Raw genomic sequence first — 25,544 nt, 5'->3', positions numbered from 1 at the left:
CGGTATCGCGTGCGCCGGGCGGGCGGCGGGCTCTCGACGAGCGGCAGCGCCGCGCTGTCGCTCGCCGCGCCGCATCGCGGTCGGTTCGAGTTCGCCGGATCGTTCTCGGGTGTGCTCGATCTCTCGAGGCCTGGCGTGCGCGAAGCGATGCGCCCGGCAATGCTGCCGGATCGCACGCCGTACGGCGGCGTTCTGTCGGCCCATTTCCGCCCGCGCGGGTAATCCTTCGGTGACGGACGATATCGATCACTTCTGGATTACGTAACAAAATCGACGGTCGGGGACGACATCACTGCTGGAACGCGGTAGGGTCACCGCACGATCACAGATTGTGCGCGGGCGGATTTCGGCCACCCGGCCGACCGCAGCCTTGCTAAGGATTCGGACGTCGAATATCCTCCTGCGAGCGCAAGTGTGACCAGATCGTTGTAGCGCCGTCGATTGATGCCGGAATGTCGGGAACCGGCATGGGTGTGACGCGCGTCGTTGGCAGCACGGGTGTCGTCTCGCCGGATCGGCATGGCGACACCGCAACAGCAGAAAGTGAGCAGGATTCATGCGTTTCGGCAGGGCCGCCGCGCCGAGTGTCAAGTCGGGTCGGCAAGGCGCACCTCGTGGTTGGCGTCATCGAATTCTGGGTGTCGGTGCGGCTGCACTGGCGCTTCCGATCGCCGCCGGATTGGCTTCCCCGACCGTCGCCACCGCGGCTCCCGTGCACGCGCCGGTGCTGCGCGCGCCCGCGGGTGGCTACGAAGAGCTGATGGTCCCGTCCCAGATGGGTCCGATCAAGGTCCAGGTGCAGTGGGCATCGCGCGGCGGCAACGCGGCGCTGTACATGCTCGACGGCCTGCGCGCTCGTGACGACCGCAATGCCTGGTCGTTCGAGACGAACGCGATGGACCAGTTCAAGAACGACAACATCACCCTGGTGATGCCGGTCGGCGGCCAGTCGAGCTTCTACACCGACTGGTACGCGCCCAGCAACACCAACGGTCAGAAGACCACCTACAAGTGGGAAAGCTTCCTGACCAACGAGCTGCCGAACTTCCTCGCGGGCTACGGCGTCTCCAAGAACAACAACGCGGTCATCGGCCTGTCCATGGGCGGTAGCGCCGCGCTGGCCCTGGCCGCCTACCACCGCGACCAGTTCAAGTTCGCCGGCTCCTACTCCGGCTACCTGAACATCTCGGCGCCGGGCATGCGCGAGGCGATCCGCATCGCGATGCTGGACGCGGGCCGCTACAACGTCGACTCGATGGCCGCGCCGTGGAGCCCGCAGTGGCTGCGGATGGACCCGTTCGTGTTCGCGCCGCAGCTGAAGGGCCTGCCGATGTACATCTCGGCGGCGTCGGGTCTGCCCGGTCAGTTCGACCGGCCGAACTCGCCGGTCGGCCTGTTCAACACCGGTAACGCGATGGCGCTCGAGGCCCTGTCGCTGGTCAACACCCGCGCGTTCCAGGTTCGCCTCGGCTCGCTCGGCATCCCGGCCTTCTTCGACTTCCCGGCCGCGGGTACCCACTCGTGGAAGTACTGGGAGGGCCAGCTGTGGAACTCCCGCAAGGGCATCCTGGACGCCACCGGCGCCTGGTGATCTCCGCGCACTGAACAACGGCACGGCGCCGCCGCTTCCTCGTGGAAGCGGCGGCGCCGTCGTTTTCGCCGGGCCGCCCGACACGCCGTAAGGCAACCGGAGAAATCAGACACCCCGGTTTGCTACGGGCGCGTCTACCGGGAACTGGGGGTTTGCCGGAGTAGAAACACCTCTCGTGGCTGAAGTTGCGTGTGGTAAATGGGGGAAGGCACGTCGTCGCGGCGGACGCACGACGCGCGGCCGATTCGCCCTGCTCGCCACCGCCCTGGTGCTACCGCTCGCCGCCGGAACCACCCCGCTGACCGCGCCCGCCGCGGCCCAGCCCGCGACCGTGCCCGCCGCGGCCTCGGTGCAGAACGTGATCTGGCTCGGTGACCGCCGGGTGGCGCTGTGGGTGAACTCGCCGTCCATGGGCGCGCCGGTGCAGGTGCAGCTGCTGCTGGCCAGGGAATGGAACGCTCGGCCGGACGCCAGGTTCCCCGTGCTGTTCATGCTCGACGGCCTGCGCGCCACCGAGGACGAGAGCGGCTGGACCAAGGACGCGGGCGCCGTCGACTTCTTCACCGACAAGAACGTCACGGTGGTGCTGCCGATCGGCGGCCAGTCCAGCTTCTACTCCGACTGGCTGCAGCCGGACAACGGCAGGAACTACAAGTGGGAGACGTTCCTGACCAAGGAGCTGCCGCCGCTGCTGGAGAGCCAGTGGCGAGCCACGGATGTGCGTGGCATGCAAGGTCTTTCGATGGGCGGCACGGCGGCGATGTTCCTCGCCGGGCGCAATCCGGGTTTCGCCAAATACGCCGCCTCGTACTCGGGCTTCCTCACCACGACCACGCTCGGCATGCCACAGGCCATCGAGTTCGCCATGCGCGACGCGGGCGGTTTCGACTCGGCCGCGATGTGGGGCCCGCCGACCAGCCAGGAGTGGCAGAACCACGACCCGTACACGCTGGCCGACCGGTTGAAGGGCATCAGCCTCTACGTCTCCAGCGGCAGCGGCACGACCGGGCCGTTCGATCAGGCCGCGGGCATCATCCCCGGCGTGAGCACCAACTACGCGGGTATGGGCCTGGAGGTCCTGTCCCGGCTCACCTCGGAGAACTTCGTCGCCAAGCTGGCCCAGCTGTCCATTCCGGCGCAGGTCAACTACCGCGCCTCGGGTACCCACACGTGGCCGTACTGGGATTTCGAGATGCGCCAGTCCTGGACGCAGGCGGCGTCCGCGCTCGGGGTGGAAGCGAGCAAGCCCGCGTGCGCGCCCGCGGAACCGATCGGCGCCGCGCTGGCCGCGAACGGCTGGCTGGGCGAGTGCCTCACCGCGGAGTACCAGGTGCCGGGTGGCGTCGCGCAGGAGTTCCGCGGTGGCCGCATGTTCTTCTCGCCGGAGACCGGGGCACACGCGGTCGCGGGCATGATCGGCGGCGGTTACCAGGCCGCGCACGGACCCGCGGGCCCGCTCGGGCTGCCGACCGGCGCCGAACGCGCGCTGCCCGACGGCCGCGGACGGTTCCAGCCGTTCCAGCACGGCTCGCTGTATTGGACGCCACAGACCGGCGCCCAAGTGGTGCGCGGCGCGATCCTCGACGAATGGGGCAGACAGGGCTTCGAGCGCGGACCGGCGGGCTATCCGACCGCGCCCGAGGTCAAGACGCCGAACAAGGACGGCGCGGTGCAGGCGTTCGAAGCCGGCCCGTTCTACTACAGCGCCAAGACCGGCGTGCACCGAGTGCAGGGCCTGATCCTCGCCAAGTACGCCGAGCTGGGTTACGAGAACAGCTGGCTGGGTTTCCCTGCGGAAGAGGAACTTCCGCTGAAGGATCTCGGTCGCTACAGCCGATTCGAGGGCGGCAACGTCTACTGGAGTCCGCTCTCCGGCGCGTGGGCGGTGCGCAACGGACCCGTGCTGGACGCCTGGCAAGGCGTCGGCTTCGAGCACGGCAAACTCGGCTATCCGATCAGCGACGAATTCGCGATTCCCGGCGGGGTGCGGCAGAACTTCCAAGTCGGGTTCATCACGGTGCGTGATGGCAAATCGGAGGTTCACGGCCTTTGATTCCGACCGGTCTGTCGGGTGACTGACGGCGGCTGGCCGGTCGTTGCCATTACCCTGGGGGCGACCGATCCCCCTTGCCGACAGATCGAGGACAGAAATTCATGCATCGGACCCGTGGAAAGGTACTGGGCGTTGCCGTGGCGATCGCCGCTACCGGCCTGCTCGCCGCTTGCGGTGACAACGACTCGACCGCGACGAGCACGCCGAGGCTGACGCCGACCACGACTGCGTCGCAGCCTGCCGCCGCGACGACCAGTCCCGCCGAGGGCAGCCACGAGGGCCACCAGAGCACGCCGGCCCCCGCCCCCGAGCAGGCACCGCCGCCCGCCGACACCGCCGCGCCGGAGCGCCCGCAGCCGGTGCCGACCAACGAGGTGCCGCCCGCGGACACCTCCAACCTCACCGAAAAGGACCGCAAGTTCCTCGACGCGCTGAAGGCGCAGGGCGTGACACCGTCCAGCCCGGACATCGCGCTGAGCATCGGCAGCTATGTCTGCCAGGGTGTCGCCGCGGGCGCTTCCGAGGCTGATCTGACCACGTTCGTCAATGCCATGGCCGGTTCCGATCCGTCCTTCGACCCGGCCAAGATGTCGGTGGAGCAAGCCGGGCAGATCTACATCCAGACGGCCAAGCAGAACTACTGCCAGTGAGTGCGCGTCGCGGTTCGAGACCCCGCCGGATAGGGCCGGCGGGGTGCCTGGTGTTACTCGCGGTCATCGCGTTGATCGTCGTCGTGGTGATCCTGCTGTGGTTCCTGCTGGCCGGACGGCTGCGGGTGCCGAAACCGGGACCCGAGCCGCCGACGCCGCCCACGTCACAGCCCGCCACCTGTCCGGACGTGCAGATGATCTCGGTGCCGGGCACGTGGGAGTCGAACAGCACGGACGACCCGCACAACCCGGCGGCCAATCCGCTGTCGCTGATGCTCAACATCTCCGGTCCGGTGCAGCAGCAGTTCCCCGCCGAGCGGGTCGACGTCTACACCGTGCCGTACGTGGCGCAGTTCTCGAACCCGGTGGCGATCCCGCCGGACGGCCAGCAGTCCTACAACAACAGCCGCTCCGAGGGCGCCCAGCGGATGGTCGACGCGATGACCGAGCGGGCCCGTGAATGCCCCTTGACCACCTACGTGATCGCCGGGTTCTCGCAGGGTGCGGTGATCGCGGGCGATATCGCCGCGCAGATCGGCGCGGGCAAGGGTCCGGTTCCGGCCGATCGGGTGCTCGGCGTCACGCTGATCGCCGACGGTCGCCGCGTCGCCGGCGCCGAACCCGGTGGGGCCATCCCGGTCGGTACGCCGCCGCCCGGCGTCGGCGCCGAGGTCGCGCTGGCGGGCCTGAAGGTACCGGGCATCACGATGACCGGTCCGCGGGGCGGTTTCGGCGCGCTCGCCGACCGCACCTACACCATCTGCGCCCCAGGCGATTTGATCTGTGATTCACCGCAGCAAGCGCTGAATCCGGTGAACTGGATTCCCAGTGTGGTCACGCTGGTGCGCGCGGTCGGGAATCCGGTGCACGCTCTCTACAACGGATTCGTGGTGGACGGAAACGGCACCACGGCGACGCAGTGGACGGCGGGCTGGGCGAGCGGTCTGATCGAGGGAGCCCCTCGACCGCCGCATTCGTGAGATGGCACAAACCACGCGGACGCAGGCGTGTGTTCGGCCAGTCCGTGCCGCCGCAAACGCACGGGAGTTCGTCGGTACGTTGTAAAGTGCGCTGATGATCGCGACTACCCCCCAGTATCGGGGGCGGGATTCGCGCCGCATTTCCTTACAGCCAGGAGCATGAGTTCATGACACAAGCCGCCGCCACGGCCGGTGAGCTGACCGCATTGGGCACCCCGTTGCGTCCTTTTCGCTTCGCGGCTGCGGGCGAGGGGAACAAGCAAGAGGGCGGAGCCCGCAAGTTCGTTCAGACGGCGCAGCAGGCCGAGGAGTACGGCTACGACACCTTCGTCGTGCCGGATCACCTCGGTGACCAGATCGGTCCGATCGCCGCGCTCGGCGCACTGACCCAGGCCACCGAGAAGATCCGCCTCGGAACCTCGGTGCTCGCCAACGGTTTCCGGCACCCCGTGGTGCTCGCCAAGGATCTGGCCACCATCGACGTGCTGTCGAAGGGCCGTCTCGAGGTGGGCCTCGGCGCGGGCTGGAAGCAGGACGAGTACCAGGCCGCGGGCTTGGTCTACGACTCCCCGGGCGTGCGTCTCGCCAAGCTCGACGAGGCGCTGACCATTCTGGACGTGCTGCTGCGCGGTCAGGAATGCACCTTCGAGGGCAAGTACTACCAGGTCAACGGCATCAAGGGCACCCCGCGTCCGCGGCAGGGCCCGCGCCCGCCGATCTGCACCGGCGGCGGCGGACCGAAGATGCTGCGCCTGGCCGCCAAGCACGCCGACATCATCTCCGTCGTTCCGGTCACCACCAAGAACGGCAAGGGTCTGCTCTCCGGCATCACCATGGAGAAGACCATCGAGAAGGTGAATCTGATCAAGGAGGCCGCGGGCGAGCGGTTCGATCAGATCGAGCTGAACTGGGCCATCACCGCGATCGTCATCACCGACGATCGGGAGAAGACCGCCGAGATGGCGCTCTCGGCCATCGAGCGCGGTCTGCACCCCGATCTCGAGGTGGACACCAAGCTCTCGGTCGAGGACATTCTGAATTCGCCTTACGTGGCGATCGGAACGTTCGAGGAGATCGCCGAACAGATCCGTCGTGTGCGACAACTCACTTCGATGTCGTATGTCGGGGTGTTCCCCACCCAGATGGACGCGTTCGCACCGGTTATCCCCCTGCTGCGGGACGAGTGACCCGGTCTTCTCTGTAACATGACTCTGGTTTGAGAACATTTAGCCGATAGCGGTCACCGCGCAGACCGCGTGAAAATCTGCAGGTTCGGCTCTAAGACGAAGAGCACCCGCGGGCGAAAGCGAGTCGGGGCCTCACAGGTAGGTGACGGGCGGCGGTGCCGCCGTCTTGCTGCGTGTGCCTCGGAGGAGAAGAAGGAATGGACGAGACTTTCGACGACTACCTGGACGAGACCGGGAACATCCGTATTCCCGAGGATCACACCCTGGTCGATCACGTCGAGAAGCACACCCGCAACGACGCGAACACGCTCGCGTACCGCTACATCGACTACTCGCGGGAACGCGATGGTGAGGTACACGAGCTGACGTGGCAGCAATTCGGTGTCCGGCTGCGCGCGGTGGCCGCCCGACTGCAGCAGGTGACCAAGCGGGGCGACCGTGTCGCGATCCTGGCTCCGCAGGGCCTCGACTACGTGGTCTCCTTCTTCGCCGCCATCTACGCGGGCACCATCTCGGTGCCGCTGTTCGACCCGGACGAGCCCGGCCACACCGACCGCCTGCACGCCGTGCTCGGCGACTGTGAGCCCTCCGCCATCCTGACCGCGAGCTCCTCCGCGGCCGGGGTGCGTCAGTTCTTCCGCGCGCTACCCGCCGCGCAGCGCCCGCGCATCATCGCCGTCGACGCGATCCCCGACAGCGTCGGCGAGACCTGGGTGCGCCCGGACATCAAGATCGACGACATCGCCTACCTGCAGTACACCTCGGGCTCGACCCGGGTACCGGCCGGCGTGGAGATCACCCACCGCGCCGTCGGCACCAACCTGCTGCAGATGGTCCACTCCATCAATCTGGACTGGAACTCGCGCGGCGTCACCTGGCTGCCGCTGTTCCACGACATGGGCCTGCTGACGGTGATCCTGCCCGCGGTGGGCGGCAAGTACATCACCATCATGTCGCCGAGCGCGTTCGTGCGCCGCCCGTACCGCTGGATCAAGGAACTGGCCGCGGTCTCCGACGGCGCCGGAACCTTCGCCGCCGCACCGAACTTCGCCTTCGAGCACGCCGCGGCGCGCGGTCTGCCGAAGCCGGGCGAGTCGCTGGATCTGTCGAACGTCATCGGCCTGATCAACGGCAGCGAGCCGGTCACCACCTCCTCGATGCGGAAGTTCAACGAGGCCTTCGCGCCGTTCGGCCTGCCCAAGACCGCCATCAAGCCCTGCTACGGCATGGCCGAGGCGACCCTGTTCGTCTCGGCGACCAAGGCCGAGGACGAGGCCAAGGTCGTCTATGTGGACCGCAACGAGCTCAATGCCGGCCGGATGGTGAAGGTCGAGCAGGACGCCGAGGCCGCCATCGCGCAGGTGTCCTGCGGTTACGTGGCCCGGTCGCAGTGGGCCGTGATCGTGGACCCGGAGACCGTCGAGAACGACGGTGGCGGCCACGAGCTGCCCGACGGCCGGGTCGGCGAGATCTGGCTGCACGGCAACAACATGGGCATCGGCTACTGGGGCAGGCCCGAGGAAACCGCGAAGACCTTCCAGAACAAGATCACCGAGCCGCTCGTCGAGGGCAGCCACACCGAGGGCGCCGAGTCCGACGCGCACTGGATGCGCACCGGCGACTACGGCGTGTACTTCGAGGGCGAGCTGTACATCACCGGCCGCGTGAAGGACCTGGTGATCGTGGACGGCCGCAACCACTACCCGCAGGACCTCGAGTACTCGGCGCAGGAAGCCAGCAAGGCGCTGCGCCCCGGCTTCGTCGCCGCGTTCGCGGTGCCCGCCAACCAGCTGCCCGCCGAGGTCTTCGAGCAGGGCAGCCACTCGGGCCTGAAGTCCTTCGACGCCGACGACGCCTCCGAGCAGCTCGTCATCGTCGGCGAGCGCGGGCCTGGCGCGGGCAAGGCCGATCCGCTGCCGATCGCCGACGCGGTGCGCGCGGCGGTCTCGCAGCGCCACGGCGTCACCGTGCGCGACGTGCTGCTGGTGCCCGCGGGCTCGATCCCGCGCACCTCCAGCGGCAAGATCGCCCGGCGCGCCTGCAAGACTGCTTATCTGGAGGGAACCTTGCGGGGCGGTTACACCCAGCAGGCTTTCCCCGATGCACCGGAAGAGTAATTGCCCAGGGTGAGTTAGAGGCCGATCATCGACGCTCGGCGCGGATCTCATCCACGCCGAGCGTCAATCCACGGCGCGCCCGGTACGCAGACAGGTAGCTTGAGGAATTGATGGCTGACAACGAGGGCACGCCCACCCAGACGACCGAAACCGCGTCCGCCGCCCCGGAAGGCACGGCCGCGCCCGCCACCGCCGACATGTCGGTGAACGAACTGCGAGAGTGGTTGCGCCGCTGGGTCGCCGACGCGACCGGCCAGCCGATCGAGCAGATCACGGTGGATCGGCCGATGGAGGAATTCGGGCTCGCCTCGCGCGACGCCCTCGCCCTCGGCGGCGACATCGAGGAACTCACCGGTGTGGTGCTGAACGCGACCGTCGTCTACAAGCACCCGACCATCGCATCGTTGGCCGAGGTCATCGTGCACGGTGAACCCGAGGCGCCCGAGGAGTCGGTCGACGACGCTTTCTACACCGGCGGTTACACCCCCGGCGACGCACACGACATCGCGATCGTCGGCCTGTCCACCCGGCTGCCCGGCGCTGGCGACACCCCGGAGTCGACCTGGGAGTTCCTGATCAACCAGGGCGATGGCATCCGGGAAGTGCCCGAAGGCCGGTGGTCGGAGTTCCTGAGCGAGCCCGAAGTCGCCAAGGCTGTCGCCGAGGGCAATACGCTCGGCGGCTACCTGGACCAAGAGGTCGTCAAGGGCTTCGATGCCGAGTTCTTCGCGATGTCGCCGATCGAAGTCGAGCGCGTCGATCCGCAGCAGCGACTCATGATGGAGCTGACCTGGGAGGCGCTCGAGCACGCCAGGATTCCGGCGAGCGAGCTGCGCGGTGAGTCGGTGGGCGTCTTCATCGGTTCGTCCGCCAACGACTTCCAGTTGATCGCGGCGCTCGGCCTCAGCGGTGAGCGCGACCCCAACTTGCCCGCGACGGCCCAGGGTTACGCCATCATGGGCAGCGTCTCCAGCATCATCCCCAACCGGGTGTCCTACTTCTTCGACTTCCGCGGTCCGTCGGTCTCCGTCGATACGGCCTGCTCGTCGACGATCGTCGCCGTGCACCAGGCGGTGCGTGCGCTGCGCGACGGCGAATCCGATCTGGCGCTGGCGGGCGGCATCAACATGATCCTGACGCCGATGGCCACACTCGGTTTCGACATGGGCGGCGGCGTCGCGAAGGACGGCCACATCAAGGCCTTCTCCTCCGACGCCGACGGTATGGTCCGCTCCGAGGGCGGCGGCCTGGTCGTGCTGAAGCGACTGACCGACGCGGAGCGGGACGGCGACCGGATTCTCGCGGTCATCAAGGGCTCCGCGGTCAACAACGACGGCCGTTCCAACGGTCTGCTGGCACCCAACCCGGACGCGCAGGCGGATGTGCTGCGTGCGGCCTATCGCGACGCGGGCATCAAGCCCTCCACTGTCGACTACATCGAGGCGCACGGCACCGGCACCCCGATCGGCGACCCGATCGAGGCCGACGCGCTCGGCCGGGTGGTCGGTCGCGGTCGCGACGCCGATAAGCCCGCGCTGCTCGGCTCGGCCAAGACCAACTTCGGCCACCTGGAATCCGGCGCGGGCGCGGCCAGCCTGGCCAAGGTGATCATGGCGTTCCAGCACAACGTGATTCCGCCGAACATCAACTACGCGGGCCCGAGCCCGTTCATCCCGTTCGAGCAGGCGCGGCTGAAGGTCGTCGACGCGCCGACCGAGTTCCCGCGCTACAGCGGCGTCGCCACCGTCGGCATCTCCGGCTTCGGCTTCGGCGGCACCAACGCGCACGTCGTGCTTCAGGAGTATGCGTCCGCTGCCGCGCCCGCTGAGGGCGCGCCTGTCGAGGTGTCTGCTGAGCAGAACCTTGATGACGAGACCACCGACGTGGTCGCGGAGGCCACCGAGATCGTCGCCGAGGCCGGGGCGGAAGCTGTCGAGGCGGAGGCCGCTGAGGCGGAAGCCGCGGAGGCGCCCGCCGAGTGGTCGACGGACCGCGAAGAGCCGCTGCCGGTGATCCTCGCGGTGTCCGGCTACCTGCCCTCCCGGCGCAAGCGCGCCGCCGCCGTGCTGGCCGACTGGCTGGAGTCCGGCGCGGGTCGCGACGTCCCGCTCGCCGACGTGGCCCGTTCGCTGGCCAAGCGCAGCCACTGGCGTTCGCGCGGCGTCGTGCTCGCCAAGACGCACGAGGAGGCGATCGCCGGTCTGCGCGCCATCGCCGCGGGCAAGCCGGGTACCGGCGTGTTCACCGCCGACGCTCCCGCCGCGCAGGGCCCGGTCTGGGTGCTCGCCGGTTTCGGCGCGCAGCACCGCAAGATGGGCAAGCAGCTCTACCTGGAGAACGCGATCTTCCGCGCCACCGTCGACGAGGTCGACGAGCTGGTGCAGGACGAGGCCGGTTACTCGGTGCGCGAGCTGATCCTGGACGACGCCCAGGACTACAACGTCGGCACCTCGCAGGTCGGCATCTTCACCATCCAGATCGGTCTCGCCGCGCTGCTGCGCGCGCACGGCGCCGAGCCCACCGCCGTCGTCGGCCACTCGATGGGTGAGGTCGCGGGCGCGTACATCGCGGGCGGCCTCGCGCTCGAGGACGCGGTGCGGGTGATCTGCGCCCGTTCGCGCCTGATGGGCGAGGGCGAGGCGATGATCACCGACGCCGACGTGCGCAACATGGCGCTCGTCGAACTGAGCGCCGCGGACATCGAGGCCATGCTGCCGGAGTACCCGGACGTGGAGGTCGCGGTGTACGCCGCGCCGACCAACACGGTGATCGGCGGCCCGACCGACCAGGTGCAGGCGATCGTCGCCAAGGTCGAGGAGGCGGGCAAGTTCGCCCGCGTGCTCCAGACCCGCGGCGCGGGCCACACCTCGCAGATGGATCCGCTGCTCGGCGAGCTGGCCGCGGAACTGGCGGGCATCGAGCCGACCCGCATGAAGGCGGGCCTGTACTCGACGGTGAACAAGGAGCAGTTCTACCGTCCCGGCCACGACCCGATCCACGACGAGGACTACTGGGTCAAGAACATGCGCCACAGCGTGTACTTCACCAACGCGGTGAAGCTCGCGGTGGACTCCGGGCACACCACGTTCCTGGAGCTCGCGCCCAATTCCGTTGCGCTGATGCAGGTTCTCGGCACCACCTTCGCGGCCGGGCTGCACGACGCGCAGCTCATCCCGACGCTCAAGCGCAAGGAAGACGAGCCTGCGGGCGTGATCTCCGCGCTGGCCCAGCTCTACGTGCACGGCCACGCCGTCGACCTGTCCTCGCTGCTGCCCGCGGGCGAGTACGCCGATGTGCCGCGAACGGTGTTCGTGCGCAAGGAGTTCTGGCCGCAGAGCCGGATGTCCAGCGGCAGCGGCAACACCAGGGTTCCCGGTGCGCACGTCGCGCTGCCGGACGGCCGCCACGTCTGGGAGGTGCAGGCGGGCGTCGTCACCGATCTGGCCGCGCTGGTGAATTCCGCCGCGGCGCAGGTGCTCAGCGATGTCGCGGTGGGTGCTTCGATCACCCACGCCGCGCTGCCCGCCGCCGGAACGCTGACCACCACGCTGACCCCGCACCTCGGCGGCGCGTCGGCGCAGGTACACGCCAAGGAGGGCAACGCCTTCCGCCTGCTGTTCGAGGCCGTTGTCACCTCCGGCGCCGCGCTGCCGGAAACCGCTGTGGCGCAACCGGTCACCGAGACCGCTGTGGCGACCGTGGCGGAGACCGAGGTCGTGGAGACCTTCGGCGACCGCTGGGATCCCCACGGCAGCCAGACCATCGAGGATCGGCTGGCGATCATCGTCGCCGAGTCCATGGGCTACGCCGTCGAGGACCTGCCGATGGAGATCCCGCTCATGGAGCTGGGTCTGGACTCGCTGATGGCCATGCGCATCAAGAACCGCGTCGAGTACGAATTCGACATCCCGCAGTTGCAGATCCAGGCCGTGCGCGACGCCAACCTCAACGAGGTCGGCAAGGTGCTGCGCTACGCCATCGAGCACCGCGACGAGGTGCAGGCCATCGCCGACAAGCAGGCCGCGGGTGAGGAGATCGCCGTCGACGGCAATGTTCTCGCGGCGGCGCGTTCGGCGCTGGAGTCGGGCGTTGACCCGGCCGCGGCGGTGAAGGCCGCGGGCGCGCCGGTGCCCGGGCTGGACGCCGAGAACACCACGGTCCAGGCCGAGGCGGAGAAGATCGTCGCCGAAGCCGAATCGGCCGCCGCGACGCCGCAGGCCGCTCCTGCCGCCGCGGCGCAGCAGGCGACCCCGGCCGTCGCTCCTGCCGAGGCGGCCGCGGTGTTCGGCGGCCAGACGGAGAGCTCCGCCGCCGACGACGATGTGCCGCCGCGCGACGCCGCCGAGCGGTTGACCTTCGCCAGCTGGGCGGTCGTCACCGGCAAGTCGGCGGGCGGCATCTTCAACACCCTGCCGATCCTGGAGGAAGAGGTCGCCGAGAAGCTGGCGGCTCGCCTCACCGAGCGGGTCGGTGCCGAGGTCACCCTCGACGACGTGCTCGACTGCGAGACGATCGAACAGCTGGCCGACGTGGTGCGCCAGCTCCAGGACAGCGGCGCCGACGTGGACGGTTTCGTCCGGCCGCTGCGTGCGCGCGCCGAGGGGTCGAACGCGGTGCCGGTCTTCGTGTTCCACCCCGCCGGTGGCAACACCCTGGTGTACGAGCCGCTGCTCAAGCGGCTGCCCGCCGACACGCCGATGTACGGCTTCGAGCGAGTCGACGGCTCCATCGAGGAGCGGGCCCGCCAGTACCTGCCCGAGCTGCGCAAGTTGCAGGGCAACGGACCGTACGTGCTGTACGGCTGGTCGCTTGGCGCGGTCCTGGCGCTGCAGGTCGCGCAGCTGCTGCGGGCCGAGGGCGCGGACGTGCGGCTGGTCGGCCTGATCGACCTGGCGATCCCGGTCCAGAACGAGGACAACAGCCCCGCCGAGCGGGTGCGCCGGATCGAGCGTTTCCAGGTCTTCGCCAGGAAGACCTACAACGTCCCCGGCGAGCTGGATCGCGGGCAGATCGAAGAACTGGCCGCCGCCAGTGACGAAGAGCAGTACAAGATGATCACCGACCTCATCAAGATGAGCGGTGCGAAGATTCCGGGCGGCGTACTCGAACACCAGCGCACCTCCTGGATCGAACAGCGGGCGCTGCAACAGATCCAGCCGAGTCGCTACGACGGCGACGTCGTGCTCTACCTCGCCGATCGCTACCACGACGGCGCCATCGAGCTGGAGCCCCGCTACGCGGACCGGCGCCCGAACGGCGGCTGGGACGAGTACATCGAGAGCCTCGAGATCGTGCACATTCCCGGTGATCATTTGCAGATCGTCGACGAGCCGCGGATCGGCAGGATCGGTACCGACCTGACCGCGAAGCTCGGGGAAATCGAGGCGAAAGGCGCATAGTGAGCACTACTGCCGAAAAACTCGCCGACCTGCGTAAACGTCTCGAACTGGCGCAGGAACCGGCGGGGGAAGCGGGAGTCGCGAAGCGGGCCAAGAAAGGTATTCCCAGCGCCCGCGACCGGATCAACATGCTGATCGATCCGGGAACCTTCGTGGAACTCGGCGCGCTGGTGCGCAAGCCGGGTGATCCCGCCGCGCTGTACGGCGACGGCGTCGTCACCGGACACGGCCTGGTGGACGGTAGACCGGTGGCGGTGTTCTCCCACGACCAGACCGTGTACGGCGGGTCGGTCGGCGAGATGTTCGGCCGCAAGGTCGCCTACATCCTGGAGTACGCCGCCAAGGTCGGCTGCCCGGTCGTCGGCATCAACGACTCCGGCGGCGCGCGCGTCCAGGAGGCCGTCACCTCGCTGGCCTGGTACGCGGAACTCGGTCGGCGCCAGGAGCCGCTGTCCGGCCTGGTGCCGCAGATCTCGATGATCCTCGGCAAGTGCGCGGGCGGCGCGGTGTACGCCCCGATCAACACCGATGTGGTGGTGGCGACCGAAGAGGCGTACATGTTCGTCACCGGACCGAAGGTGATCCGCGAGGTCACCGGCGAGGACGTGAGCCTCGAGGAGCTGGGCGGCGCGCAGAGCCAGGCCGAGTACGGCAACATCCATCACGTCGCCAAGGACGAGACAGCCGCGTTCCAGTGGGTGCGCGAGTATCTCGGCTTCCTGCCGACGAGCTGCCAGGAGCTGGCCCCGATCGTGAATCCCGGCCTGGAGCCGGAGCCCACCGACACCGATCGCGAGCTGGACTCGCTCGTGCCGGACTCCGACAACGCGGGCTACGACATGCACGAGATCCTGCTGCGCATCTTCGACGACGGCGATTTTCACGAGGTCGGCGCGAGCGCGGGGCGCAATATCATCACCGGCTTCGCCCGGGTGGACGGCCGCAGCGTCGGCGTCGTCGCCAATCAGCCGATGGTGTACGCCGGTGCGCTCGACGCCCGCGCCTCGGACAAGGCGGCGCACTTCGTCCGGCTCTGCGACGCCTTCGAGCTCCCGCTCGTCTTCGTGGTCGACACGCCCGGGTTCCTGCCCGGCGTGGAGCAGGAGAAGATCGGCGTCATCAAGCGCGGCGGACGCTTCCTGTTCTCCTTCGTGGAGGCGACCGTGCCCAAGGTCACGGTGGTGATCCGCAAGTCCTACGGCGGCGGCTACGCGGTGATGGGCTCCAAGCAGCTCGGCGCCGACGTGAACCTGGCCTGGCCGACGGCCCGCATCGCGGTGATGGGCGCGGAGAGCGCCGTGAGCCTGATCGGGGCGAAACAGATCGAGGCCGCGCCGGAGGCGCAGCGCGCCGCGGTGCGCAAGCAGATGATCGACTTCTACAACGCGACCGTGGCGACGCCGTGGGTGGCCGCCGAGCGCGGATACATCGATGCCGTCATCGAGCCGTCCAGCACCCGGCTGGAGCTACGCAGGGCGTTGCATCTGCTGCGGGACAAGCAGCTCGCGCGCAACCCGCGCAAGCACCATCTGCTGCCGCTGTAATTCGTGGTGAACTGGAATCGGGCCGTACTCCCTGGGGAGACGGCCCGATTCGCGTTTCCTACGGTCGTCAGCCGATCTTCGCGGACGTGATGACAACCGAGTCGAGCGGCACGTCCTGGTGCATACCCGCCGAGCCGGTGGCCACGCCGGCGATCTTGTCGACCACCTCGGTGCCCTCGACGACGGAGCCGAACACCGTGTAGCCCCAGCCGGACGGGGTGGGGGCCGAGTGGTTCAGGAAGTCGTTGTTCGCGACGTTGATGAAGAACTGAGCGGTGGCCGAGTGCGGGTCGTTGGTGCGGGCCATCGCGACCGTGTACTTGTTGTTCTTGAGGCCGTTGTTCGCCTCGTTCTGGATGGGGGCGTTGGTGCCCTTCTGGCGCATGTCGGGCTGGAAACCGCCGCCCTGGATCATGAAGTTCGGGATCACGCGGTGGAAAATCGTGCCGTCGTAGTGGCCGGCGTTCACGTAGTCCACGAAGTTCTGCACCGTCTTGGGCGCCTTCTCCGCGTCCAACTCCAGGACGATCGCTCCGAAATTCGTCTCGAGATTCACCTTGGTCATACCCACACCTTTCCATTCACCGGGTATTGGGTCACCAAGTCGGGTCCACTTTCGGGGCGAAAAGTACCCTCGGCCCGAAATTCGATGAACTCGTCGCGCGCTTCCGGGACCCGTCGTCGTCCCGTTACCCGCTAGCATTGCGAACCGTGCCCGACGTCGCTACTGCTGTCTTGACGAAGCCTCCCGCCGCACCCGAAGTCCGACCGAAGGATTTTCGGGCGGCGCGAATAGTCGCGCTGGTGGCCGGTGTGCTCGGGGCGCTGCTGGCGCTGGCCACGCCGTTCCTGCCCGTCGAGCAGACCACGGCGGTGCTGAAATGGCCGCAGGGCGGCACGCTCGGCAACGTGCAGGCGCCGCTGATGTCGCAGGTGCCGACCGACCTGCGGGCGAGCATCCCGTGTTCGTCGGTGGCGGCACTGCCCGAGCAGGGCGGCATGCTGCTGGCGACCGCGCCGCCGCAGGGCGACCGCGCGGCGCTGGAGGCGATCTTCGTCCGGGTCTCCGATACGTCCGTCGACGTGGTGAACCGCAACGCGGTGGTGGCCTCGGCCGAGCGGGCACGGATGGGCGAGTGCTCCTCGATCGTCATCACGTCGGATCACCACCGCACCTTCGCCGCGTTCCAGGGCATGATGCTGAAGGTCGACCGTCCCGTCGAGGGCGGCGCGCCCGGGCAGACCGAGACGGTGCAGGTGCCCGCAGAGGGCCAGATGCCCGGTGATTTCCGGCCGCAGGTGGTCGGCGTCTTCTCGGATCTGAAGGGCGCGGTGCCCGCCGGTCTGTCCTTCGACATGACCGTCGACACCCGGTTCAGCACCAGCCCGACGCTCGTCAAGCTGATCGCGATGATCGCCGCGGTGCTCTGTACGCTCGTCGCCCTCGCCGCGCTGGCCCGCCTCGACGGCAGCGATGGCCGCGGCCACCGCCGTTTCCTGCCCGCGCACTGGCTGAAGCCGACCTGGGCCGACGGCGCCGTGATCGGCACCCTGCTGCTGTGGCACTTCGTCGGGGCCAACACCTCCGACGACGGCTACATCCTGAGCATGGTGCGGGTGGCCCCGGACGCGGGCTACATGGCCAACTACTTCCGCTGGTATGGCGTCCCCGAGGCGCCGTTCGGCTGGTACTACTACGTGATCCAGGTGTTCGCGGAGATCTCCACGGCCAGCCCGTGGGTGCGCCTGCCCGCGCTGTGCTGCGCCATCCTCTGCTGGATGGTGATCAGCCGCGAGGTGGTGCCCCGCCTCGGGCGCGGCGTGCGCACCAACAAGGTGGCGCTGTGGACCGGCGGCCTGGTGTTCCTCGCCTTCTGGCTGCCGTTCGACAACGGCTTGCGCTCGGAGCCGATCGTCGCGCTCGGCGCCCTGCTGACCTGGGTTTCGATCGAGCGCGCCATCGCGACCAGCCGCCTGCTGCCCGCCGCGGCGGCGGTGCTGATCGCCGCCTTCACGCTGGCGGCGGCGCCGACCGGTCTGATGTGTATCGCCGCGCTGCTCGCCGGTATCCGGCCGCTGGTGCGGGTCGTGGTGCGCCGTCACCGCGAACACGGCGCGCTGCCGTTGCTCGCGCCGATCGCGGCGGCGGGCCTGCTGGTGTTGACGGCGGTCTACAGCGATCAGACCTTCGCGGGCATCCAGGAAGCGAACCGGGTGCGTCAGGCCACCGGCCCGAACCTGGCCTGGTACGAGGACTACCTGCGCTACTACTACCTGTTCGTGGAGACGGTGGACGGCTCGCTCTCCCGCCGCTTCGCCTTCCTCGTCATGCTGCTGTGCCTGTTCACCACCATGCTGGTACTGCTGCGGCGCAGGCGGGTGCCCGGCATCGCGAGCGGCCCGACGTGGCGGCTGATGGGCATCGTCCTCGGCACGATCTTCTTCATGATGTTCAACCCGACGAAGTGGACCCACCACTTCGGCGCGTACGCGGGCATCGCCGGTTCGCTGGCCGCGGTCACCGCGGTCGCGGTCTCGGCCAGCGCGTTGCGGGCCCGTAAGAACCGGGCCATCTTCCTCGCGGGTCTGCTGTTCGTGCTGGCGATCGCGTTCTCCGGCATCAACGGCTACTGGTACGTCTCCAGCTTCGGCGTGCCGTGGTTCGACAAGCAGATCTCGCTGAGCGGCTACTCGTCGAACACGCTGATGCTTGTTCTTTTCGGTCTCGCGCTCGCACTGGTCGCCTGGTTCGCGCTGCGTGAGGACTACACCAAGCCGCAGCCGTCGGCGAGAACCGTGCGCGGCAGGCGAATCCGCAAGTTCGCCGCGGTCCCGCTGACCGTCGTCGCCGCGCTGATGGTGTTGCTGGAGGTGGCGTCGCTGGCCAAGGGCGCCTACTCGCAGTACCCGGCGTACTCGCTGGCCCGCTCCAACTTCGACGCCCTGGGCGGCAATATGTGCGGCCTGGCCAACGACGTGCTGGTGGAGACCGACCCGAACGGGGGCAGGCTGACGCCGATCATCGATCCGGCCAACCCGCCCGCCAACGACGACGCGCTTGGCGGCGGCAAGCCGGTGGGCTTCGATCCCAACGGCGTGCCGGACGACCTGTCCGCCGACAGCGTCGAGGTGAAGCCGGGCACCGGCAACACCTCCACCCAGTCGGTCGGCGCGGCCTTCGCCGAGGGCGAGAGCGCGGGCACCGGCGGCGGCCAGGGTGTGCGTGGCGTGAACGGCAGCACCGTCGCGCTGCCGTTCGGCCTCGACCCCTCGACGACCCCGATCATGGGCAGCTACCAGGAAGGCATGCAGCAACCGGCCGCACTGACCTCGAGCTGGTACGAACTGCCCGCGCGATCGGCCGACCGCCCGCTGGTGGTGATCTCGGCCGCCGGACGCATCATGTCCTTCGACGACACCGGCGCGATGAAGTACGGCCAGTCGCTGACCGTGGACTACGGTCGCCGCCTGCCCGACGGCTCGGTGGAGAAGCTCGGCACGTACCTGCCGCGCGATATCGGCCCGTTCCCGTCCTGGCGCAACCTGCGGGTGCCGCTGGACGAGATCGCGCCGGAGGCCGATACCGTGCGCATCGTCGCCGAGGACCGGATTCTGATCGGTGACCAGTGGCTGGCGTTCACCCCGCCGCGGATGCCGAAGCTGAAGTCGCTCAACGACTTCCTCGGTTCGCAGCAGCCGATCCTGCTGGACTGGGCCGTCGGCCTGCAGTTCCCGTGCCAGCGGCCGTTCTACCACGAGAACGGCGTGGCCGAGGTGCCGAAGTTCCGCATCCTGCCGGACCGTCCGCTGGCCATCAGCTCCACCAACACCTGGCAGGCCGAGGAATTCGGCGGTCCGCTCGGCTTCGCGCAAATGCTGGCCAAGTCGACCACCATGCCGACCTACATGAAGGACGACTGGGCGCGCGACTGGGGTTCGCTGGAGCGCTACGACCAGTACGACCCGAACGCGAAGCCCGCCCGCCTCGAGACGGGCACCGCGAACCGTTCCGGCATGTGGTCGCCGGGAGACATGCGAGTGTTCTGACCGGACCCGAACAGTAAGCAGGGCCGTGGCGTCGGTGAACAACCGACATCACGGCCCTGTGATGTATGGGGGGAGTGTTCCAGGAGTCTCGGTAGCGAAGGTTTTCCGGGCAGTCTGCTGAACACGGCTTTTCGGCGTCAGCCGCGTTGCCGTGGGGGTAGGTGGGTTCGGCTCAGACCTCGAGCATGCGGCGCCCGAGTTCGCGGCGCAGGACCTCCTGGGAAGGGAGGCGGCCGAGCACCCGCTGCACCGCAGGGCGTATTTCGCGCTTTTCCTCGTCGGTGAGCAGATCGACGAGATCGCGCAGATCCATGTCATCGAAGGCTGCTGTCATGCTCACAAGATTACGGTCCGAACGCGCCCGCGTCTCGTATTCGAATCATCGGTTACGGAGGTGTCACCTCGCCGAAACCGGCAGTGCGTCAGCGGGTTTCGCGGGCGCCCCGAGACGAGGGGTCGCGGCAGGACGGCGGTTCGAAACCGACCGTCCAGCCTCCCCCTTCGGTAGGCGACCCGCGACCCGTTCGGCGTCCGGCTCGCCGTTATCGCGGCGGATTCCCGGCCGGGTTCAGCGCACCCGGATCGGGTCGTCCTGCGCGAGCCCGCCGCGCGTCACCTCGGTGACGCCGATCTGGGCGGGCACGGCGTCCGGGGCGTAGGGCGTGAACTGTTCCAGCGAACCCCAATCACGGGCCCAGTCGTGGTCCAGATAGCTGGGCACTGTCTCGGCCTTCGTCAGCAGTCCGGTCCAGCCGAGTGGGCCGCCGCCGATGTCGTCCTGCCAGGCGTTGGAGGCGTCGGAGCCGACCCGGTCGGGCAGGATGCGCCACTTGGGCGTCTCGGCGACGCCGTCGTGGTGGTCGAACGGCCGCTGGCACGGGAACGCCAGCCCGACGTGCCAGTCCAGCAGTACCGGATCTGTCTGTCCGACAACCGAGTTGAGGGTCGACAACCGGGGCAGGCGGGGCGGGGTGACAGCGAGCCACTGCTTCGAGGTGATGTCGTTGTCGACGGCGACCAAGCGCACCGCGTTCGCTTCGACGGGCAGCTGATCCAGCGGCACACGGAGGTTGCGCCAGGAGGGGGCCGGGCCGATGTCGAGCGGTTGCACCGAGCCGAGCGTGGTCACCGCCCCCTCGGGGCCGCGGGTGCCGTACTCCAGCTTCAGGTCCTGGCCGTAGGTCACCACGCCGTCGGCGTCCACCGTCCTGATCCGGCCCGCCGCGGTGATGGCCAGCACCCGGTAGGCGGGGTCGTTTCGCATGCTGTCGGTGAGGTCGAGGCGGTACCACTGCGAGGTCAGCGAGGACTGCTGCTGCTCGCCCTCCCGGTAGGAGCCCATGACGGGGGTGCGCGCGGGGTCGAGCCCGAACGGCAGCGCCACGGAGCTGCCGTTGATGCCCGCCTGCTGTGTGGAGCCGCCGCCGGTGCCCGCGCCGGTGGTGTTGGTCGTCTTGTTCTTCGAGTCCTTGTCCACCGTGTTCGCGCCGCCCGTCGTGGTCTCCTCCGCGTCGGCGGTGAGATCGCTCGCGACGCCGTTGGGGGAGAAGCCCTTCGACTCGGCGTTCAAGCCGTCGGCGGGCGCGCCCTCGTAGGGCAGCAGCAGCGAATCGGCGGTGTCGGTCTCGACGAGCACCTCGTCGGCCAGCGCGCACGGATTGCCGCGCAGCGACTCGACATTCGACTTGGCGATCGAGTACGCCGGGTACTGGGTGGCCGCGGCCTTGCCGAGCGAGGCGAACTCGAACAGCACGAGCAGCGCGGCGGCGACGGTCAGCGGCGCGGAGGCCAGCCGGTCGAAACCATTGACGGGCGTCGTCCTTTCGCGCCGATAGGGCTCGCGGTAGTGGAACCAGAGCGCGAGCAGCAGCGCGACGCCGGTCAGGCCGAGGAACAGCGTCGAGATGCCCTTGCCCGCCACCAGCGGCGCCTTGTCCCACCACGGCACGCCGTAGCTGGACACGTACCACCACCCGTTGGAGCCGGTGAAGGTGATCGCGAGCAGGAACAGCACGGCGGCGGCGAACAGCGCGCGGTTGCGCGCGGAGCGAATCGCCGCGGTGCCCACCGCGACAGCGGCCAGCGCCGCCAGCGATCCGGCCAGACCCGCGTACACGCCGAAGTGGTGGGTCCACTTGGTCGGCGTGAACATCATCAGGAACAGCGACGCGAACACGATGCCGAGGATGCGCACCGAAGGACCGCGCGAGGTGCCGGGGATGCGGCCCTTGCGCAGCACTTGGAGCACACAGACCAGCAGGCACAACAGCATGATCAGCACGCCGAAGCGCCGGGACAGCGAACCGTCCGGCGCGAGCATCAGCAGCGAATCCCAGCGGGTGCGCTCGTCGAACCAGGCCACGTTCGGGCCGACGATGGTGCGCACCCGGGTCGCTTCCATCACGGTCGCCAGGGTCTGATCGGCGAAAACCGCGATCAGCACCAGGGTTCCGGCCGCGAGACCGGGAAACAGCAACGCCGACCAGCGGAACACCTTGGCGCGCACGGTGTCCGTGTCCGTGCCGCGCGCCCGCTTGACGATGATCTCCAGCACCGGCCGCGATCCGGCGATCAGCGCGGCGACGCAGATCAGGCCGGTCGGACCGGCGGCCAGCGAGAAGGCCGCGATGAGCACCGCGACGGCGGCGGGCAGCAGCCTGCCGGTGGCGATCGCGCGCTCGATGGAGCACCAGGTGAGCAGCGCGCCCGCGGCGATCAGCGGTTCCGGGCGCAGTCCGTTGTCGTAGGGGAGCCAGAAGGCGAGGAAGACCAGTCCCGCGGTCCACAGCGCGACCTGGTCGCGGCGTACCCGAGCGCCGAGGCGCGGCAGCACCTCTCGGCTGATCACCAGCCAGCAGACGATTCCGGCGAGCAGCGTGGGCAGGCGCATCCACGGGCTGGCGTCGGAGATCTTGGTCATCCAGGCCAGCACCTCGTAGGACCAGCCGAACGGCGCCTCCGGCACCGCGAACCAGCGGTAGTAGTTGGCCATGTAGCCCGAATGCTCCGAGGCCCTGGCCATATTGAGGATGTATCCGTCGTCGGAGGTGTTCGCGCCGATGACGTGCCAGACCACCAGGGTGCCGAGGACGACGCCGTCGGCGGGGGTGAACCGCCACCAGTGCGCGGGCAGGAAGCGGCGGGCCCGCCTGCCGTCACCGGTGTCGAGCAGGTGCAGTGCGACGAGCGCGATGATCGTGCAGACCGCGGCCGCGATCATCGCGGCCAGCTTCAGCGCGCTCGGCGTGGAGGAGAACCGCGAGTCGATGTCGGCGCGCAGCCGGGCGCCGCCCAGCTGCTCGGCGGACAGGTCGGTGAACACGCCGACCAACTGCGGGCGGATGTCGCGGTCGATCGTGTTGCGGAAGGCGGTGCCGTCTTCGCGTCGGACTCCGGTGAATTCGACGGTGGTCGCGGCCGCGGTCGAGGAGATCTCGATGCCTCCGCAGGATCCGATCTCGACCACCGGCGCGGACAGCAGCGGAATGTCGCGTTGCAGCACCGAGAGCGTGCCGCCGGCGACCGAGACCACCAGGCCCTTGGGGCTGGCCTGGCCGGAGGCGACCGGGATGGTGGACAGCAGCGTGCTCGCGCCGGATTGCAGGGTCGAGCACGGCAGCGTGGCGTCCAGCCGCAGCGGGACGTACGACACCAGCGGCGCCTCGACCTCGGCGGCGCTCGGCTGGGGCCAGTCCAGCGTCGCCTGGTCCTGCCGCACCGGCAGCAGCGGTGTGAGCAGCGCCAGCACGAATCCGAGAAGTCCGGAGACGAGGGCGATCAGGCGGTATCTGGTGAACGCTCGAGAAGATCGGTCCGGTCGCACGGTCGTTCATGCTATCCACCCCGCGATCGTGACTCTCGGCACCGAGGGTGCGGTGGCCCGCGCGCCGTGGCGGCGGAGCCCGGCGGGTTCAGCGCACAGCGCGCACGTCCCAGACCCACACGTCGTCGACGCGCGTCGGGGCGAAGCCGAGCAATTGGGTAACGGTGCTGGTCAGCACGTCGGAGTGCTTCGTGAACGGGAGTACCAGGACGTCCGCCCGCCAGAACCGCAGATCCGCCAGCGCCGCGGCGCGCTCCTCGTCACCGATCGCCGGCACCGTTCCGGTGTCCTGCGCCTTCACCAGCAGCGCCGCGGTCTGCCGCGCCTCCGGACCGTAGCTGCCCTTCTTCTCGACGCCCGTCGGCCCGACGAAATATCCGCCCGCCAGCGGGAAGGAGAAGTCCGCGTCGGCCTGCCAGCGCAGCGCTCGGGCATCCGGAGGCCGGGGCGGCGGAATCATGACCACCGAACCGTCGCGCACGTACTCTCGCACCGTCCCGTCGGCGAAGAATCGCGGCGTGGGCGCGCGCTCGGTCACGGGCAGGACCGTCGGCGCCAACGGCAGCAGCGCGAAGGTCAGCGCCGCGAACCAGGCCAGCGGCTTCCAGTCCGTCGCCGACTGCTTCCACGAGGCCGCGGCGCGATTGGAGGCCAGCGCGAGCACCGCGGCGATGGCCGGGACGGCGGCCATCGTCAGCCGGGTCTCCAGCACCGAATTCAGCAAGGGAATCTTCTCGGCCAGCGCCCACGGCAGTTCGATGCCGGTGGGTCGCTTGCCGACCGTGGCCACCGCACCGAGCGAGAGCACGCCGAACACCGCGATCACCGCCGCCGCGGCGCGCACCACCCGGTCGCGCCAGAGCAGCGCCACGGTGGCGGTGAGCACCAGCAACAGCGGCCAGCCGAAGTAGGCGTTCTGTTCGGTGTCGTTGATGGCCACGTATTGGCCGGGGGCCCACGCGCCGCCCAGGGATTCGGACGGGAACTGCACGAGGGTCTTCAGGTCGTTGCCCATCGGACCGTGGTCGATGGAGTGATAGCTCTGCGGCCCGAAGAACTGCCACCACAGCGGGACCGCGGTGAGCAGCAACGTGAGGCCCGCGGCCGCGGCGATCGTGGGGGCCAGCGCGCGCAGCGCACGCACGCCCTGCCGCGGCTGGTGCAGGTGGTAGACCACCGCGAACAACCCGAAGGCGAGCGCGAAGATCAGCAGCGGCTCCTCGCCGAGCGCGATCTGCGACGCGACGAGCACGGCGAGCACGATCGCGTCCCGCAACCGGTTGCGCGGCGCGGCCTGCGCGTCGAGGGCCGCGCGCGCCATCCGGATCAGCAGTCCGGCGATGATCGGGAGCAGCGCCAGCGCGACGAAGTTCGGGTGCGCGTTGGCGTGCGAGATCATCGCGGGGGCGAAGCCGCAGAACAGTCCGCCGATCGCCGCGGCCGCCCGCGACGTCACCAGCTCGCGCGCGAACAGCCGGTACCAGGCGTAGGCGGTCGCGGCCAGGCCGAGGGTGAGAGCGAGCACGAAGGTGACCGTCGGCCCGAAGAGCAGGGTGATCGGGGTGAACGGGACGCCGACGCCGAACATGGCCGTATTGGCCATCATGTTCACCCCGGCGGGGAAGTTCTGCAGGTTCGTCCCGAGCGGGTTCTCCAGGTGCGCGACCGAATGCGCGGTCACCGCGAAGAACCACTCCCACATGGTCTGGTCCTGACCACTCTTGATCAGGTAGCCGCTGCCGGTGTCGCGCCATTGCCTGGAGAGCACGGCGGTGGCCAGCGCCAGGTAGGCACAGCCGACGAGCAGGTCCGCCCGGTGGACGCGCAACCGTGCGATCGCGGGGCGCTGGAGCAGTCCCGGCCGGGTGGCCGTGATACCTCCCGCCGATCGCTGTGTCGTCTCCCGATCGGCGCTGTCCAACTGCACGCGCGAACTCTCCCTCTGCCCTGCCGGAAATCAGCCGCCCACGATATAGCGATGGCGGCTGAGAGCGGGCGCCCACCGAGCCTGTGCGCCGGACGGCGTTGCCGAACGGAGTCCGTCCACAGTGCGCGCGCGGCCGGAGGTACGCCCAGTGCGTCGGTTATCCAGAAACGGCCCCGCCGACACATCTGTTTCGCGGCCGGGTCGGTGACCTGGGGTTTTGCCGGTG

Annotated in this window: 13 protein-coding genes and 1 pseudogene; 10 read left to right on the top strand and 4 right to left on the bottom strand. The window is 69.0% G+C overall.

Annotated features, from left to right (window positions below):
- Positions 1-18: 18 nt before the first annotated feature.
- The 9 genes and pseudogenes from AC3EO7_RS21060 to AC3EO7_RS21020 all read left to right on the top strand — a co-directional run.
- Positions 19-165, top strand: a pseudogene (locus tag AC3EO7_RS21060) (alpha/beta hydrolase-fold protein); the annotation flags it as partial.
- 391 nt (positions 166-556) lie between these two features.
- Positions 557-1,591, top strand: a complete 1,035-nt coding sequence (locus tag AC3EO7_RS21055; protein WP_431966409.1) for an alpha/beta hydrolase — start codon at positions 557-559, stop codon at positions 1,589-1,591.
- Positions 1,592-1,766: 175 nt separating this feature from the next.
- Entirely contained in the window at positions 1,767-3,644 is a 1,878-nt protein-coding gene (locus AC3EO7_RS21050) for an alpha/beta hydrolase-fold protein (protein WP_435592176.1), read from the top strand.
- 101 nt (positions 3,645-3,745) lie between these two features.
- The gene (locus tag AC3EO7_RS21045; RefSeq protein ID WP_431966413.1) at positions 3,746-4,294 is read left to right on the top strand and encodes a DUF732 domain-containing protein; all 549 of its coding nucleotides are present in this window, start codon (positions 3,746-3,748) and stop codon (positions 4,292-4,294) included.
- Complete coding sequence (locus AC3EO7_RS21040) at positions 4,291-5,274, top strand: cutinase family protein (protein ID WP_431966415.1); 984 nt, start codon at positions 4,291-4,293, stop codon at positions 5,272-5,274. Before AC3EO7_RS21045 ends, AC3EO7_RS21040 begins: the two co-directional genes overlap by 4 nt.
- 167 nt (positions 5,275-5,441) lie before the next feature.
- Positions 5,442-6,461: an LLM class F420-dependent oxidoreductase gene (locus AC3EO7_RS21035; RefSeq protein WP_431966417.1), complete on the top strand. Its 1,020-nt coding sequence runs from the start codon at positions 5,442-5,444 to the stop codon at positions 6,459-6,461.
- Positions 6,462-6,658: 197 nt separating this feature from the next.
- Positions 6,659-8,578 (top strand): long-chain-fatty-acid--AMP ligase FadD32, encoded by a 1,920-nt coding sequence (fadD32, locus tag AC3EO7_RS21030; protein WP_431966419.1) that lies wholly within the window; start codon positions 6,659-6,661, stop codon positions 8,576-8,578.
- Between the two features lie 110 nt (positions 8,579-8,688).
- Positions 8,689-13,977, top strand: a complete 5,289-nt coding sequence (pks13, locus tag AC3EO7_RS21025; RefSeq protein ID WP_435592175.1) for a polyketide synthase Pks13 — start codon at positions 8,689-8,691, stop codon at positions 13,975-13,977.
- The gene (locus AC3EO7_RS21020) at positions 13,974-15,521 is read left to right on the top strand and encodes an acyl-CoA carboxylase subunit beta (protein WP_431966779.1); all 1,548 of its coding nucleotides are present in this window, start codon (positions 13,974-13,976) and stop codon (positions 15,519-15,521) included. The genes pks13 and AC3EO7_RS21020 overlap by 4 nt, the downstream gene beginning before the upstream one ends.
- 67 nt (positions 15,522-15,588) lie before the next feature.
- Here the strand turns inward: AC3EO7_RS21020 and AC3EO7_RS21015 are convergent, their stop codons facing one another.
- On the bottom strand, positions 15,589-16,086 hold the full coding sequence (locus tag AC3EO7_RS21015; protein ID WP_431966423.1) for a peptidylprolyl isomerase: 498 nt from the start codon (positions 16,084-16,086) through the stop codon (positions 15,589-15,591).
- A gap of 146 nt (positions 16,087-16,232) precedes the next feature.
- Here AC3EO7_RS21015 and AC3EO7_RS21010 point away from each other — a divergent pair, with 146 nt between their 5' ends.
- Positions 16,233-19,568 (top strand): arabinosyltransferase domain-containing protein, encoded by a 3,336-nt coding sequence (locus AC3EO7_RS21010; RefSeq protein ID WP_431966425.1) that lies wholly within the window; start codon positions 16,233-16,235, stop codon positions 19,566-19,568.
- 172 nt (positions 19,569-19,740) lie between these two features.
- Here the strand turns inward: AC3EO7_RS21010 and AC3EO7_RS21005 are convergent, their stop codons facing one another.
- The 3 genes from AC3EO7_RS21005 to AC3EO7_RS20995 form a co-directional block, all read right to left on the bottom strand.
- A complete protein-coding gene (locus AC3EO7_RS21005; RefSeq protein WP_169810867.1) occupies positions 19,741-19,902 on the bottom strand; it encodes a hypothetical protein in 162 nt (53 codons plus the stop codon).
- A gap of 234 nt (positions 19,903-20,136) precedes the next feature.
- Complete coding sequence (locus AC3EO7_RS21000) at positions 20,137-23,391, bottom strand: arabinosyltransferase domain-containing protein (RefSeq protein ID WP_435592174.1); 3,255 nt, start codon at positions 23,389-23,391, stop codon at positions 20,137-20,139.
- Between the two features lie 88 nt (positions 23,392-23,479).
- Positions 23,480-25,318: a glycosyl transferase gene (locus tag AC3EO7_RS20995; RefSeq protein WP_435592173.1), complete on the bottom strand. Its 1,839-nt coding sequence runs from the start codon at positions 25,316-25,318 to the stop codon at positions 23,480-23,482.
- Positions 25,319-25,544 lie beyond the last annotated feature (226 nt).

The sequence above is a fragment of the Nocardia sp. bgisy118 genome (genome assembly GCF_057708605.1).
The sequence above is the reverse complement of the archived record's forward strand: the minus strand, read 5'-3'. Positions and strand labels throughout refer to the sequence as shown.

Excerpts from the sequence above, each read along its gene's own strand:
- AC3EO7_RS21055 (WP_431966409.1), top strand. The coding sequence starts at position 557 with ATGCGTTTCGGCAGGGCCGCCGCGCCGAGTGTCAAGTCGGGTCGGCAA.
- AC3EO7_RS21045 (WP_431966413.1), top strand. The coding sequence starts at position 3,746 with ATGCATCGGACCCGTGGAAAGGTACTGGGCGTTGCCGTGGCGATCGCC.
- AC3EO7_RS21035 (WP_431966417.1), top strand. The coding sequence starts at position 5,442 with ATGACACAAGCCGCCGCCACGGCCGGTGAGCTGACCGCATTGGGCACC.
- fadD32 (WP_431966419.1), top strand. The coding sequence starts at position 6,659 with ATGGACGAGACTTTCGACGACTACCTGGACGAGACCGGGAACATCCGT.
- pks13 (WP_435592175.1), top strand. The coding sequence starts at position 8,689 with ATGGCTGACAACGAGGGCACGCCCACCCAGACGACCGAAACCGCGTCC.
- AC3EO7_RS21015 (WP_431966423.1), bottom strand. The coding sequence starts at position 16,086 with ATGACCAAGGTGAATCTCGAGACGAATTTCGGAGCGATCGTCCTGGAG.
- AC3EO7_RS21005 (WP_169810867.1), bottom strand. The coding sequence starts at position 19,902 with ATGACAGCAGCCTTCGATGACATGGATCTGCGCGATCTCGTCGATCTG.